Origin of the sequence: Leucobacter chromiireducens (assembly GCF_051993095.1) — a bacterium.
GTDB classification, from domain to species: Bacteria; Actinomycetota; Actinomycetes; order Actinomycetales; family Microbacteriaceae; genus Leucobacter; species Leucobacter chromiireducens.
The window spans coordinates 676,282-690,586 of record NZ_CP197024.1; the positions used below are offsets into that span (position 1 = coordinate 676,282).

Below are 14,305 nucleotides of genomic sequence, written 5' to 3' on the forward strand. Positions count from 1 at the left end.
ATCATGGCAGCGCTCGACACGAACCAGGAGCCGGGCGTGCGCGATGCGCCCGGTGAGTCGAGCGCGCCCGGCACCGAGTTTCGAGTGTCGCTCGAGGTGTTCGATGGGCCGTTCGACCTGCTGCTCAACCTGATTGGCAAGCACGAGCTTGACATCACGGAGGTGTCGCTCAGCCTGGTGACGGACGAGTTCATTTCCTTCCTCTCCTCGCTCGAGGGGCAGGGGCTCATCGAGTTGGATCGCGCATCGGAGTTTCTCGTTGTCGCCGCCACACTGCTCGATCTGAAGATCGCCAGCCTGCTCCCGCAGGGCGAAGCGGTCGACGCCGAAGACATTGCGCTGCTCGAAGCGCGGGATCTCCTCTTTGCGCGCCTGCTGCAGTACCGCGCCTTTAAGCAGGCGAGCGCCTGGTTCCAGGAGCGACTGCTCGCGGAGGATGCCCGCCACCCACGCCTCGTGCCGCTCGACCCGAAGTATCGGGAGCGCGGGCCGGAGCTGCAGTGGACGCTGTCGGCGGCAGACTTCGCCGCGATCGCAACACTTGCTTTCGCGCCGCGTGAGCTGCCCATGGTCGGCCTCGACCACCTGCACGCTCCGCTCGTGTCGATCCGCGAGCAGGCGGCCATCATCGTTGCTGAGCTGCGCAATTCGGGTGCACGGAGCTTCCGCGAACTGATCGCGGGCGTCGACGAGCGCGGCGTGATCATCGCGCGCTTCCTCGCCATCCTCGAGCTGTACCGCCGCGCGGCGGTGCTCTTCGAGCAGGCCGAGCCGCTCGGCGAACTCATCGTGCAGTGGACGGGCGAGAACTGGTCAGATGACGAACTCGCGACCCTGGGGAGTGACTATGACTGAGCCAGACGCACAGCCCGGAAGCGCCGCGGAAGAGCTGGCCGCTGCCCGCGCCGACCACACGCTCGCGCAGCAGCTCGAGGCACTCCTCATCGTCGCCGACGAGCCGCTCAGCGCGGTCTCGCTCGCCGCCGCGACCGAGAAGCCCGTGCGCGAGGTGCGCGAGGCCGTCATCGCGCTCGCCGCGGAGTACGATGGGAGGGATGGGGCTCCCGGATCCCACGCCCGCGGTTTTGAACTGCGCGAGGTGGGGGGCGGGTACCGCTTCTACGTGCGTGCGAGCCTTGACCCGCTCGTGGCCGACTTCGTGCACCAGCAGACTCCGTCGAAGCTGTCGCAGGCGGCCCTCGAAACGCTCGCCGTGATCGCATATCGGCAGCCGATTGCGCGCGGCGCGATCGCGTCGATCCGTGCGGTGAACGTGGATTCCGTGGTGCGCACGCTGCTTGCGCGCGGACTCATCACCGAGGTGGGGCACGACCCGGAGACCACCGCAACGCTGTACGGGACATCCGAGTCACTGCTCGGTTATCTCGGTATCGGAGACATTTCGGAGCTGCCGCCTATCGCGCCGCTGCTCGACGATCCAATGGAAGGTTTTACACATGAAGAACTCTGATCAGGGAGCCGGCGGCTCGTTCTCCGTCGATGGCGGAGCCGCTGAGGTCGACCTCGCGGAGTTCGGGTGGGATCCCGAAGAGCGCGCACGCGTACTCGGCGACCGGGCTGAGAAGCCGGAGGATTTTGGCGATGAGCCCGGCCGCGGTGTGATCACCGAGAACGATGACGACGGCAGCGTGCGCCTGCAGAAGGCACTCGCGCACGCGGGGATCGCCTCGCGCCGAGCGTGCGAGACGCTCATCACGAGCGGCCGCGTGTGGGTGAACGGCAAGCCCGAGCGCGAACTCGGATCCCGCATCGTGCCGGGCACCGACGAGGTGCGCGTCGACGGGGTTGTCGTGCAGCTCGACGCGACAAAGCGCTACTTCGTGCTGAACAAGCCGACCGGCGTCGTCTCGACCATGAGCGACGAGCACGACCGCCCCGACCTGCGCGAGTTCACCGACCAGTTCGAGGACCGCCTGTACAACGTTGGCCGCCTCGACACCGACACGAGCGGTCTGCTCATCCTCACGAACGATGGCGAACTCGCGCACCGCCTGGCGCACCCGAGCTTCGGCGTGCAGAAGACCTACGTGGCGAAGGTGCGCGGTCAGGTGACCCCGGCCGTCATCCAGCAGCTGAAGGACGGCGTCGAGCTGAAGGACGGCCCGATCAAGGCCGACCGCGCGAAGCTGCTGCCGGGTGGCGCGGGTAAGTCGCACTCGCTTGTGGAACTCACTCTGCACTCGGGCAAGAACCGCATCGTGCGTCGCATGCTCGCTGAGGTGGGCCACCCCGTTGACGAGCTGGTGCGCCGTCAGTTTGGTCCGCTGCACCTCGGCACGCTGCGCGTGGGCGAGATGCGGGAGCTCGCACCCGCTGAGCGCGGGGCGCTGCTGTCGGCTGGACCCGATGACTGGCAGGGCGACGACGCCGAGCAGGAGAAGAAGAAGCCGCGCTCGCGTGTGGGCTGGGCGAAGAGCTCGGTCACGGCGGGCCGTCCCGGCGACGGCAAGGGCGCGAAGGGCCTGCGCGGCGTTGCAGCGCGTGGCAACCCGCACGGGCGCCGTGCTGCGGACGCCGAGCGCGGCGGGGAGCGTCGCGGCGCTGACCGGGATCGGGATCAGCGTGGCGGTCGCGATCAGCGGGATAACCGTGGATACGACCGGAACCGTGACGACCGTGGCGGTCGCGATCAGCGGGATAACCGTGGGTTCGACCGGAACCGCGATGATCGTGGCGGTCGTGGTTTCGATCGGGATCGGGATCAGCGTGGCGGTCGTGACCAGCGGGATAACCGTGGATACGACCGGAACCGCGACGAGCGTGGCGGTCGTGGTTTCGATCGGGATCGGGATCAGCGTGGCGGTCGCGATCAGCGGGACAACCGTGGCTACGACCGGAACCGTGACGACCGTGGCGGTCGCGATCAGCGGGATAGCCGTGGGTTCGATCGCAACCGTGACAACCGCGGCGGTCGCGAGCAGCGGGACAACCGTGGCTACGACCGGAACCGTGATGACCGTGGCGGTCGCGATCAGCGGGATAACCGTGGCTACGACCGGAACCGCGACGACCGTGGCGGTCGTGACCAGCGCGGCGGCGGGCCCCGCGGGTACCGAGGCCAGCGATGAGCGGCAACGGCACCCGCAACGGGCTCTACGGTGCGCAGCCCGCGGCGCGCACTCGTGGACCCGTGCACGTGATCGGTTCGGGGCTGCTCGGCGCGAGCGTCGGCCTCGGCCTGCGCGAGCGCGGCGTTGACGTGACCCTCGAGGACCTCTCGCCCACTACCGTTGCGCTCGCCGCAGACTACGGTGCGGGCCGGGTGCGCGCGGCAGACGACGCCGAACCCACCATCGTGGTCGTCGCGACCCCGCCCGATGTGACCGCCGACGCGGTCGAGCGGGCCCTCGCCACCTACCCGAACGCCGTGGTGACCGACGTGGCAAGCGTGAAGCTGGCCCCGCTCGAGGAACTGCAGCGCCGCGGCGTCGACCTCACGAACTACGTTGGCTCGCACCCGATGGCAGGCCGCGAGCGCGGCGGCGCGATCATGGCGCGTGCCGACTTGTTCACCGCCCGCCCGTGGGTGATCTGCCGCGACGCGGAGACCCCGGCCGAGGCGCTCGCGCACGTGGAAGACGTGGCGCTCGACCTCGGCGGCGTGCTGATCGAGATGACCCCCGAGGAACACGACCGCTCGGTGGGACTCGTCTCGCACCTCCCGCAGGTGGTATCGAGCCTGCTCGCCGCGCGTCTCGTGCCGGCAACCGAGCAGGCCATCGGCCTTGCGGGGGCGGGGCTGCGCGACACCACGCGGATTGCCGCGAGCGATCCCGAGCTGTGGATCCAGATTCTTGGCGCGAACCGCGAGCCCGTCACCGAGTTGCTCGACGCGCTCGCCGGCGACATCGCCGACTTTGCTGACGCCCTCCGGGATCCCGAGCGAGTCGGCACGAAGCGGCGCATCGCCGATCTGCTGTCGGCGGGCAATGCGGGTGTGGCGCGCATTCCCGGCAAGCACGGCTCCTCCGAGCGCTTCACCACGATCACGGTGCTCATCGACGATACGCCGGGCCAGCTGGCGCGACTGCTCACCGAACTCGGAGAACTGGGCATTAACATGGAAGACTTGCGTCTGGAACACTCGCCGGGCGCGCAGATTGGTTTTGCGGAGATCGCGGTGCTGCCCGAGGTGGCTGAGCGCGCGGTTGCCGACCTCGTTGAACGCGGATGGAGGACGCTGTGATGAATGCTGAGCACGAGCCGGGCGCACCCGCACCCATCCTCGTTGCAATCGATGGGCCCGCGGGCAGCGGAAAGTCGAGCGTGTCACGCACCGCTGCCGAGGCTCTCGGCTTCGGCATCCTTGACACCGGCGCTGCCTACCGTGCACTCGCGTGGACGGCGCAGCGCATCGGCCTTGACCTCGATGATGCTGCCGCAATGGAGGTGCTGCTCGACAACTGGGTGTACCGCATCACGCTGCGCGGCACGCAGCAGGTGACGGTCGCCGTGCCCGGTGGGGTGGGGGCTGCCGTGCCCGAGCTCGCCGAGGGGGTCGACGTGACCGCCGCGATTCGCGAGCACTCCGTCAGCGGCCAGGTGAGTCGCGTCTCGAAGCACCCCGCGGTGCGCGAGCGGCTCAACGAGATGTTCCGCCGCACGGTCGCCGAGTCGGGCCTGCCCGGCGTGGTGATCGAGGGCCGCGACATCACGACCGTGGTGGCGCCCGACGCGCCGGTGCGGATCCTCCTCACCGCGTCGCCCGAGGTGCGCGCCCAGCGGCGCGCGGGGGAGCTGCCCGGGCTCACACCCGAGCAGGTGCTCGCCGATCTCACTGCGCGCGACGCAAAGGACGCCCTCGTGGTGGACTTCATCAACCCCGCACCCGGGGTGACGCTCGTCGACACGAGCGACCTGAACTTCGAGCAGTCGGTGCAGGCTGTCGTCGACATCGTACGAGCGGCGCAGGGCGCTGCGGAAGAGAGCAAGAAATGAGCACGGAACAGAACGGCGCACCAGGCGCCGCCGAGAACGAGACGGAGGTGTTCGACGTCTCGACCGTTGACTCCTCCGAGGTGATCGTGGGCGAGGGCTTCGACCCCGAGCTCGACGGGGTGACCGACGAGGAGCGCCTGCGCGCCATGCGCTCGAACCTCGACGGCTTCGACCTCGAAGACGACGACATGGTGCTCGTCAACGAGGACGGCGAGTTCCTCGGCTTCGCCGAGCCCGCCGCCGAGGCGCTGCCCGTCGTCGCGATCGTGGGCCGCCCGAACGTGGGCAAGTCCGCACTCGTCAACCGCATCCTGGGCCGCCGCGAGGCCGTCGTCGAGGACCTCCCCGGCGTCACCCGCGACCGCGTGAGCTACCCCGCCGAGTGGACGGGCAAGCGCTTCACGCTCGTCGACACGGGCGGGTGGGAGCCCGATGCGAAGGGCCTCGACGCCTCCGTCGCGCTGCAGGCCGAGGTGGCCATCGAGCTGTGCGACGCCGTCATGTTCGTCGTCGACTCGCGCGTGGGCCCCACTGCGACCGACGAGCGCGTCGTGCAGCTGTTGCGCCGCACCAACAAGCCCGTCTTCCTCGTCGCCAACAAGGTGGACGACATGGTGCAGGAGCCCGAGGCAGCCCAGCTGTGGTCGCTCGGCCTCGGCGAGCCGCACGCGGTGTCGGCCCTCCACGGTCGCGGCGTCGCCGACCTGCTCGATAAGGTCATCGCCTCGCTGCCCGACGAGTCTGCCGTGGCGCAGCCGAAGCTCGCCGGCCCCCGCCGCGTCGCGCTGCTCGGCCGCCCGAACGTGGGCAAGTCGAGCCTCCTGAACAAGGCTGCGGGCGAAGAGCGCGCCGTCGTGTCTGACATCGCCGGCACCACGCGTGATCCCGTGGACGAGCAGGTCGAGCTTGCGGGCCGCGTGTGGACCTTCGTCGACACGGCAGGCATCCGCCGCCGCGTGCACCTGCAGAAGGGCGCCGACTTCTACGCAACGCTCCGCACCGCCGCCGCGCTCGAAAAGGCCGAGGTGGCCGTCGTGCTCATCGACGTCACGCAGGAGATCAGCGACCAGGATCTGCGCATCATCGACCTCGTTCTCGAGTCGGGCCGCGCGCTCGTGCTGGCCTTCAACAAGTGGGACATGCTCGACGACGACCGCCGCCGCTACCTGGAGCGCGAGATCGAGCAGGATCTCAGCCACGTCGACTGGGCACCCCGAGTCAACATCTCCGCGCGCACGGGCCGCCACCTCGAGAAGCTCGTCCCCGCTCTGGAGACCGCGCTCGAGTCGTGGGACACCCGTATTCCCACGGCGAAGTTCAACGCGTTCATCGCGGAGCTGGTGCAGGAGCACCCGCACCCGCTGCGCGGCGGCAAGCAGCCGAAGATCCTGTTCGGCACGCAGGTGCAGAACCGGCCGCCCACGTTCGTGCTCTTCACCTCGGGCTTCCTGGATCCCGGCTACCGCCGCTTCATCCAGCGCCGCCTGCGCGAGACGTACAACTTCGAGGGCAGCCCCATCGTGCTGAACATGCGCATCCGCGAGAAGCGTCAGCGCGTGTAACGACGCCGGGTTCTTGCCTCGCGCAAGGAATTCAGCGAACAGCAGCGCCCCTCCCACGGGAGGGGCGCTGCGGCGTTTTCGGGGACTGCCACGGCCGCGATCCCGCGCGAAAATCCCAGCCGCGCTGCCCTACGCTAAACGGATGCACGAAGAATCCGGTGCCGAACGCGGCCTGACACCGCTTGAGCGGGCCATCGATCGGGCGGCGAACCGGCTGCTCGAGGGGGCACCCGCGCGCGGGGCCCGGGCCGTGCTCGTCGAGTGCGCGGTGTTCGTGATGAAGCAGGCGTGGGCGTGCGTGTTCGGTGCGCTGCTGCTCGCCGTCATCGTCGCGGCACGGCTCTGGTACCCGGACGACGCCGCGCTGGCGCGCAACGACGCCCTCACGATCGCGGCGATCCTCATCCAGATCGGCATGCTCGTGTTCAAGCTCGAGACCGGGCGCGAGCTGTGGGTGATCATCCTCTTCCACATCACGGGCACGGCGATGGAGCTCTTCAAAACCGATGTGGGGTCGTGGTCGTACGAAGCCGCGGGCGTGCTGCACATTGGCGCCGTGCCGCTCTTCAGCGGTTTCATGTACGCGGCCGTCGGCTCCTACATGGTGCGCGTGTACCGGCTGCACCGGCTGCGCTTCACCAACTATCCGCGGGTGTGGCTCACCACGATTGTTGCGGCCGCGATCTACGTGAACTTCTTTTCGCACCACTTCATCGTCGATTTGCGGTGGGTGCTGCTCGTCGCCGTGGTGGTGCTCTGGTGGCGCACGACCATGCACTTCCGCGTGTACCGGGTGACGCTGCGCGCGCCCCTCCTGCTCGTGTTCTTCGGCGTTGCCGTGTTCATCTGGTTGGCTGAGAATATCGCGACGTGGGGTGGGGCGTGGCTGTACCCGCATCAGGAGGGCGGCTGGGAGCTCGTCTCGCCGCAGAAGCTGATCGCCTGGTTCCTGCTTATGATCATCTCGGTCGTCATGGTCACGTGGGTGTACCCGCCGCGCGACGTGGATCCCGCTCCCGATGGCGAAGCTGATCCGGATCCGGACATCGAGCCCGAGCGAGACGCTGCGCAGAGCCCGGGTCCCGCGGCGTGAGGCGGGTGTTCAGCTCGGCCGGTGGCTGGGCGCTGATCACGGGTGCGGTCGCGGTGCTGTGGGCGCTGCTTGGTGACGGGACCGCGTTCGGGCCGATGGTCTGCGCGCTCGTCGCCGGGTTCTTCCTCGGCTACGTGGTGCTCGGTGCGTTTCGCCGAGGCCTGTCTGCGCGGGCGGATCTTCTGCTGCACATCCTCCTCGCGGCGCTGCTCGGCCTCGTGGGAATGTTCATCGTGCCGCGTCTGACGGAGATCATGCCCTGGCAGCGCAGCTGGGCGCCGCAGCCAGTGCTTGCCTTCTTGCCGGTTGTCGGCATGGTCGTGGTGAGCTTCACCGCTGTGGTGTGGTTGTTGCTCCTCTCGCGGGCGGTGGCGGCGATTCCGAACCGCGACCCGCGGGATCGCCCGGCGCCCGAGTGGGAGGCCCGCACCTCGTCGGGCACCGAAGCGTGGGTCACCGCGGTGCCCATGACGCGCCGCGCGTACGGCTGGGTGGTCGCGCTGGTCGGTGTGCTGATCGGGCTCGCGCTGTGGGCGGTGTTCGCGCTGGGGTCGCCGAAGATCTGGTGGTGGCCGCCGAAGCTCGTGTTGCTGGCGCTCGGGATCGGGATCGCGCTGCCGATCGTGCTCGCTGCCCGCGCAGCCCTGCGCGCACGCACGCGCCAGTGCCGTGTGGAGTTTGCGGGCTCCCGCGTGACGCTGTGGGTCGCGGCGCGACCGGGCGCGTGGCGCGGAGAAGATTTTGCCAGTTCCAGTGCCAGTGCCAGTGCCAGTGCCAGTGCCAACACGGTGGAGCGCACTTCGTTCGCGTTTCGTGAACTTGATGAGTTCGTCTGGTGCGCAACGGGCGACGGTGCCCGACTCGAACTTCGTTCGGGGGAGCGTCACACTTCGTTGCTCGTGGGCATCGCGCGGCCGCGACCCGGACTGAGCGCGGCGCTGCCCCCGCTCTCGCGCCGGGTACGGGCGGAGCTCGCCAAAGCAGGGCTCGCGGAGGTCTCGCCTCGCACACCGGGCCGCGCTCGCGTCCAGCCAACGCCGGCCCGACCTCACCCCGTGCTGCGCTTTATCCGAGACGCCGCGCCAGCAGCCTCCGCACACGTCTGAGGCCCCCGGGAAATCCCGGGGGCCTCACACTCGCTGCCCGCTGAGCTGCATGCTGTGCGGGCGAGGCTCAGGCTAGAGCCACGCGAACGGCAGGGCGAGGAGCCCGGCGCCGAGCGCGACCGCACCGATCAGAATGCCGATCGCGGTGAACGCCAGCATGATGCTGTTCAGCCACACACCCCAGAGCGCCAGCGTGCGCTCGGTGGTGCCGCGGCGCAGCGCGAGGATGCTGAGGATAAGGCCGGCGATGGGAGCGATGAACGTCCAGCTGCTCACGATCGAGGCGATACCGAGCACGAAGCCGACGATCGCGAAGACGCGGCTGTTCTCGCTCGGGGCAGCGGGGACCGGCTGCGGACCCTGCGCGGGTGTGCCCTGCGAGCCGTCGAAGCCGTACTGTCCGTACTGCGCGCCCGCCTCCCACTGTGCGCCGGGGGTGCCCTGCGGTGCCTGGCCGGGAACCTGCTCGCCCTGCATAGCGAAGGCCTGGGCGGAGGCAGCATCGTTTGTGATGGGAGCGGTGCCGGGGAGGATCGCGGTGGTGTTCATGGTGCTCTCCTTTCGAGCGTCGGCGGGTGATTCTGGTGTCGGCCCGTCCTGATGCTTCAAAGGTATGCCGGCACCCGGGTGCGGCGCGTCCTCCCGCGGTGCCGAGCGCCTCATACCCCGGTACTGCCCTGCCTGCTGTACCCCCTCAGGGTTCCCCTGACCCGCTCGCCCCAACGGTTCGGGGTCACTTCGGCAGGGTGTCGCGCGGTGCAGCGAGACGACACCCTGCCGAAGTGACCCCGATTCGCCGGGAGGCGGGGGAGGCGGGGACGCGGCTAGTGGGAGACCTCAGAGAGGTCCGTGCCCTTCGGGGCGAGGAGGAACACCGCCACAGCCACCGCGAACATGATGATGCCGCCCGCGATTCCCGTGGTTTGCAGCGAGTGCGTGAATGCCACCCCGGCCTCGTGCGCGAGATCGGGCAGGCGCAGCTCCTCAGCGATCGACACCGCGGCACCGAGCGACTCCTGCGCCTGCGCACCCAGCTCGGGATCCACGCCCGCGAGTGCGCCCGACTTCAGGAACTCCGCGCGGTAGAGCAGTGCGGAGATGCTGCCCAGGATCGCGACACCGAGCACCGCGCCCAGCTCGTACGAAGTCTCCTCGATCGCGCCAGCGCTGCCCGCCTTCTCCTCGGGGGAGCCGTGCATGATCATGGCCGAGCCGATGGCCAGCGAGCCGCTGCCCGCGCCGACGAGCGCGAGTGCGACGATCACCGTGGTAGTCGAGAGCGTGCCCGGCTGAATGCCGACGAGCATCATGCCGACGCCCGCGAACGCGATGCCGCCCGCGAGGACGGTGCGCGCGCCGATGACCCGTGCCAGCGGGGGAGCCGCAAGCGACGCGATCGCGCCGGCGATGGCGATCGGGAAGAGGCGGATGCCAGCCTCGACTGGGGACGCGCCGTCGACGAGCTGCATCCACTGTGCGATGAGCAGCAGCGCGGCGATCATGGCGAAGGTGGAGCCGAGCGCGGCGAGAATGCCCGCCGAGAACTCGCGGTTGCGGAACAGCTTCAGCTCAAGCAGCGGCGTATCGCTCCGGATGCAGCGCACGACAAACCAGACGAGCAGCGCGGCGCCCGCGGTGAACGCGATAAGCGCCTCGGGCACGAGGAAGCTCGCCTCCTTGCCGAAGGTCTTGATCGCCCACACGAGCAGCGTCATGCCCACGAGCGAGAGCGCCGCCGCGAGCGCGTCCCAGCGGCCGGGGTGCGCAACACGCGACTCGGGCAGGATCAGGATGCCCGCGATCACGCCGGCGAGCATGAGCGGCACGTTGATGAGGAACGCCGCGTGCCAGGAGAAGTGCTCGAGCAGCACGCCGCCGATGAGCGGGCCGACGGCAGCGCCGAGGCTCGACACGGCGGCCCAGATGGACAGTGCGGTGGCGCGCTCCTTCGGGTTCGTGAAGATGACACGAATGAGCGACAGCGTGATCGGCATGATCATGGCGCCGCCGACGCCGAGCAGCGCGCGGATGCCGATCACGCCCTCGGCGCTGTTCGCGAAGAGGATGAGCAGCGATGCGCCGCCGAAGATGGCGTAGCCGAGCAGCAACATGCGCTTCCGGCCCCAGCGATCGGCGATCGCGGCGAACGACACGAGCAGGCCCGCGAGGACAAGGGAGTAAACGTCGATGATCCAGAGCTGCTGGTCAGAGCTCGGATGCAGCTCGGCCGACATCTCGGGCAGAGCAATGTTCAAGATCGTCATGTCCATGGTGATCACGAGCAGGCTGGCCGTGAGGACCGCGAGGGCAGCCCAGCGACGGCCGCGGCTGAACTGCTGCGGGGGTGCCTGGGGTGCGGGGAGGGTGGACATGTGTGGTGCCTTTCTGGGCGAGAGATGTGATGCGCGCCAGGGTTGGCGCGCAGGAAGCCGCGAAGTGCGGGGGCAGCGGCTCAGTGAGGGCGCGGCTACCGAGGGATCCTGGGGTGGGGCCGCCGCGCGGTGCTGGGTGCGTTCGGGTGTGTGAACGCCCAGCGCCTAGGAGTGCGCGGGGCCCGAAGTTCGTCGAAGCTCGGGAACGGCTTCGGGGGCGGGAGCTGCGGCCGTGGGGGCCGCCGACTCCGTCGGGAAGCTCGGAACTTCAGGGAGCTGGGAGAGCGCGAGGAACGCGCGGGTGAGGTCGTCGCGGGTGAGCGGCTCGTCGCGGAGGCTCGCGTGCACGGTTGCCCCGTCGAGGTAGACCGAGAGCGCAAGCGCAGCGGCGCGGCCGATGTGCTCGGTGAGCATTTCGATCAGGCGGTCGTTCCAGCGGGTCGCGAGTGCGCGCAGCCGCGGATCGGTGGTGCCGCTGGTGATCAGCGCGATTTCTGCCTGCACGGCGCGACGATCGCCGAGGAACGCGAGGATTTCGGTGACCGCACGGCTCGGGTCTTGCGCCATATCGGACACGAACGGCTCGATCGATTCGAGCGCCTTGTCGATCTCGTTGGCAAGCTGCTGGAGGGCCGCCTCCCGGAGCTCGTCGATCGAGGCAAAGTGCTGGGTGGTCGAGCCGAGGGGGACCTCCGCGCGTGCGGCGATCGCCCGATGAGTGAGCGCGGCGACGCCTCGCTCTGCCACGAGCGCGGTGGCCGCGTCGAGGATGGCGCGGCGCCGGCCCTCGGGGTCGCGACGGCGCGGGGTGGTGGCCGGGGCGGAGCCGGTGCTCACGGGAGTGGGATCGCTTGACTGCGCGTGCGTGCTCGTCACGGTGTCCTTCCAATCCCCGGCGGGTGGCGCGAGGCCACCCGGTGATGTACTTCTGTACATGTACTTTTGTACATTACCGGGTGCACTTTTCGCAAGATGACAGTTTCGTGGGATCTCGCCCCGTTTGTCGGTCGATGCCGATAGCGTGGACGGTGCCCGGCCACCGCTCGGTAGCCCGGCCCCAAGGAGGAAACGCACAATGGCTCAGATCAGTACGGCAGACCTGTACGACGAGCGCGGTGAGGAGCTGCAGTCGGTTGCGCTGCAGTTCCAGAACATCGGCGGCATGAGCGGCTTCACCGGCGCGGTGCGCACGGTCCGCTGCTTCCAGGACAACGCACTGCTCAAGCAGATTCTCTCGACGCCCGGCGAAGGTGCCGTGCTCGTGATCGACGGCGGGGGATCGCTCGCCACCGCACTCGTGGGCGATGTGATCGCCGGCCTCGCGGTCGACAATGGCTGGTCTGGCCTCATCGTCAACGGCGCGATCCGCGACCGTGTGGCGATTGGCACGCTGCCGTTCGGCGTGAAGGCGCTCGGCTCGAACCCCGCAAAGTCCACCAAGACGGGCGCGGGCGAGCAGGATGTGCCCGTGGAGATCGCCGGCGTCACCTTCCGGCCCGGCGCGCAGGTGTGGTGCGACGAAGACGGGATCCTCGTCGAGCGTTAAGGTCGCCGTGTGAACACTCGACTGCGGGCGGCGTTGCCCTTCGTTCCCTACATCGTGGCGTCCATTGTGCACGTGACGGCTCGATTCCTCGAGCATCCCATCGATGCGCCAACGAAGCTGCTGCTCATGCCGGCGCTCGCGCTCGGCGTGCTGTGGGCGTCTGCGGGAATCCGGCCGTGGCCGCGCGGTGTCATTGTGCTGCTCGTCGCGTCGATCTTCTTCTCGTGGCTCGGCGATGGCTCGGCGACGTTCTTCCCCATGTTCGAGAGCGAGCTGCCGATGATGCTGGCCTGCTTCGGTCTCGCCCACGTGGGGTACGTGCTGCTCATGTGGCGCGCCCGCGGGGTGGCCGTGCGGCGGGTGCCGGCCTGGGCGCTCGTGTATGCGCTCGCCTACGTTGTGATGATCGCGCTCCTCGTGCCGCACACGGGTGCGCTCACCGTGCCCGTCATTGTGTACGGCCTGCTCCTCGCGGGCACGGCGGCAATGGCGTCGCGCTGCGGCCCCGTGATCGCGTGGGGCGGCGCGTGGTTCCTCGTCTCCGACGCGATCCTGTCGTTCCGCATCTTCCTGCCCGAGGTGATGCCCGACTGGACGAGTGGCATGGTGATGCTCACCTACACGCTCGGACAGGGGCTCATCGCCGCCGGAATTGTTACGGCGCTGCGGCGGCGGGCGGCGGGGTCGATGGCTGCTCCGGGAGTTCCGGGAGCACCCGCAGCAGCTTCTTCGCGCCCCGCGTAGTCGCCGCGCCAGCAACGCGCACGCGCACCTTCAGCTCGGCATCGCTCGTAACGACGGTCACGATGGCACCCTGCTCGGCGGCGCGATCCACCTCAGCGACGATCGCGTCGTCACCGACCTCCGGCGCATCGACGACGCGCACGTGGGCGCCATCGCCGATCCCGCGCGAGATGCCCTCCGTGACCATCACCCACTCGGGAAACGCCTGGGCGAGGCCCGCGACTCGGGTGTCGGGGAGGTCGAGGAAACCGGCGCGAATGCCGTTTCCGTTCGCGACGAAGGCGTCGAGGCGATCGCGTAGCCGAACGGCGGCCCCGCGACGGTCCTTCCACCAGCCGTCGGGCACGGCGCCCACCACGTTCGCCGCGTCAACGATGACCGTTGGGATGCCGCCCACGAGCGGTTTGAGTAGCGCCCAGCTGCTCGCGAATGCGGGGTGCAGCGTGAGCTTCTCGACCTCGGCGACCGGCACCCACTCGAGGGCGTGGCTCTCGGGGTCGGTAATCTCGGGCTCGAACGGAGTGGCAACGTCCGCGATGAGGGTCGTGTAGCTCCAGCCGCCGCGGTCGAGTACGTGCGTGAAGCGCGGGATCATCGAGTGATCCGGCACGCCCGCCTCCTCCTGCGACTCGCGGAGCGCCGCCTCGATGGGTGTCTCGTCGGAGTGCCGTGCACCGCCCGGGATGCCCCAGGTGTCGCCGTGGTCGCTCCACGTGACGCGGTGCTGCATGAGGATCGCGCCGCGCGCCCGGTCGAAGGCGAGCAGACCGGCTGCGCCGTAGCGGCCCCAGTAGCGGCCGCCGTCCTCGGCAGTGACCCACGCATCGCCAGAATCTCGGAGGTCGCTCATGCCTCCAGCGTAGTCGCGCGAGCTGCGTGCCCGCCCGGACTCATCCGAAACGCCGGCGCACCGGGATGTGCGA

Annotated in this window: 13 protein-coding genes and 1 pseudogene; 10 read left to right on the forward strand and 4 right to left on the reverse strand. The window is 69.3% G+C overall.

All coding sequences use genetic code 11. The annotated features are described in order from the left end of the window. Window positions 1–3: 3 nt before the first annotated feature. The 8 genes and pseudogenes from ACR81A_RS02980 (at window position 4) to ACR81A_RS03015 (ending at window position 8,720) form a co-directional block, all read left to right on the forward strand. The gene (locus ACR81A_RS02980; protein ID WP_440312534.1) at window positions 4–855 is read left to right on the forward strand and encodes a segregation and condensation protein A; all 852 of its coding nucleotides are present in this window, start codon (window positions 4–6) and stop codon (window positions 853–855) included. Beyond that, the gene (gene scpB, locus ACR81A_RS02985; protein WP_202383225.1) at window positions 848–1,471 is read left to right on the forward strand and encodes an SMC-Scp complex subunit ScpB; all 624 of its coding nucleotides are present in this window, start codon (window positions 848–850) and stop codon (window positions 1,469–1,471) included. The genes ACR81A_RS02980 and scpB overlap by 8 nt, the downstream gene beginning before the upstream one ends. Before the next feature lie 151 nt (window positions 1,472–1,622). Beyond that, window positions 1,623–2,372 (forward strand): annotated as a pseudogene (locus ACR81A_RS02990) (pseudouridine synthase); the annotation flags it as partial. Between the two features lie 713 nt (window positions 2,373–3,085). After that, entirely contained in the window at window positions 3,086–4,207 is a 1,122-nt protein-coding gene (locus ACR81A_RS02995; protein ID WP_202383227.1) for a prephenate dehydrogenase, read from the forward strand. Beyond that, entirely contained in the window at window positions 4,207–4,959 is a 753-nt protein-coding gene (cmk, locus tag ACR81A_RS03000) for a (d)CMP kinase (protein ID WP_237462944.1), read from the forward strand. Before ACR81A_RS02995 ends, cmk begins: the two co-directional genes overlap by 1 nt. Window positions 4,960–5,105: 146 nt before the next feature. Further along, window positions 5,106–6,521 (forward strand): ribosome biogenesis GTPase Der, encoded by a 1,416-nt coding sequence (gene der, locus ACR81A_RS03005; protein ID WP_237462960.1) that lies wholly within the window; start codon window positions 5,106–5,108, stop codon window positions 6,519–6,521. A gap of 142 nt (window positions 6,522–6,663) precedes the next feature. Next, on the forward strand, window positions 6,664–7,614 hold the full coding sequence (locus ACR81A_RS03010) for a DUF817 domain-containing protein (RefSeq protein ID WP_440312535.1): 951 nt from the start codon (window positions 6,664–6,666) through the stop codon (window positions 7,612–7,614). A 5-nt stretch (window positions 7,615–7,619) separates the two neighbouring features. Further along, complete coding sequence (locus ACR81A_RS03015; protein ID WP_440312536.1) at window positions 7,620–8,720, forward strand: hypothetical protein; 1,101 nt, start codon at window positions 7,620–7,622, stop codon at window positions 8,718–8,720. Between the two features lie 72 nt (window positions 8,721–8,792). On the opposite strand, the gene ACR81A_RS03020 is transcribed toward ACR81A_RS03015, so the two are convergent. The 3 genes from ACR81A_RS03020 to ACR81A_RS03030 all read right to left on the reverse strand — a co-directional run bounded on the left by ACR81A_RS03020 (window position 8,793) and on the right by ACR81A_RS03030 (window position 11,968). After that, window positions 8,793–9,269 (reverse strand): DUF4190 domain-containing protein, encoded by a 477-nt coding sequence (locus ACR81A_RS03020; RefSeq protein WP_440312537.1) that lies wholly within the window; start codon window positions 9,267–9,269, stop codon window positions 8,793–8,795. 275 nt (window positions 9,270–9,544) lie between these two features. Further along, window positions 9,545–11,092, reverse strand: coding sequence for an MFS transporter (locus tag ACR81A_RS03025; protein WP_440312538.1), 1,548 nt, complete (start codon window positions 11,090–11,092; stop codon window positions 9,545–9,547). Between the two features lie 165 nt (window positions 11,093–11,257). After that, a complete protein-coding gene (locus tag ACR81A_RS03030; protein WP_440312539.1) occupies window positions 11,258–11,968 on the reverse strand; it encodes a TetR/AcrR family transcriptional regulator in 711 nt (236 codons plus the stop codon). 199 nt (window positions 11,969–12,167) lie between these two features. Between ACR81A_RS03030 and rraA the strand changes: the two genes are divergently transcribed. Both rraA and ACR81A_RS03040 read left to right on the forward strand, forming a co-directional pair. After that, window positions 12,168–12,638, forward strand: coding sequence for a ribonuclease E activity regulator RraA (gene rraA, locus ACR81A_RS03035; protein WP_202383234.1), 471 nt, complete (start codon window positions 12,168–12,170; stop codon window positions 12,636–12,638). 9 nt (window positions 12,639–12,647) lie between these two features. Then, on the forward strand, window positions 12,648–13,382 hold the full coding sequence (locus ACR81A_RS03040) for a lysoplasmalogenase family protein (RefSeq protein WP_440312540.1): 735 nt from the start codon (window positions 12,648–12,650) through the stop codon (window positions 13,380–13,382). On the opposite strand, the gene ACR81A_RS03045 is transcribed toward ACR81A_RS03040, so the two are convergent. Next, entirely contained in the window at window positions 13,294–14,232 is a 939-nt protein-coding gene (locus ACR81A_RS03045) for an NUDIX domain-containing protein (protein ID WP_202383235.1), read from the reverse strand. The genes ACR81A_RS03040 and ACR81A_RS03045 overlap by 89 nt on opposite strands. Window positions 14,233–14,305: the final 73 nt, after the last annotated feature.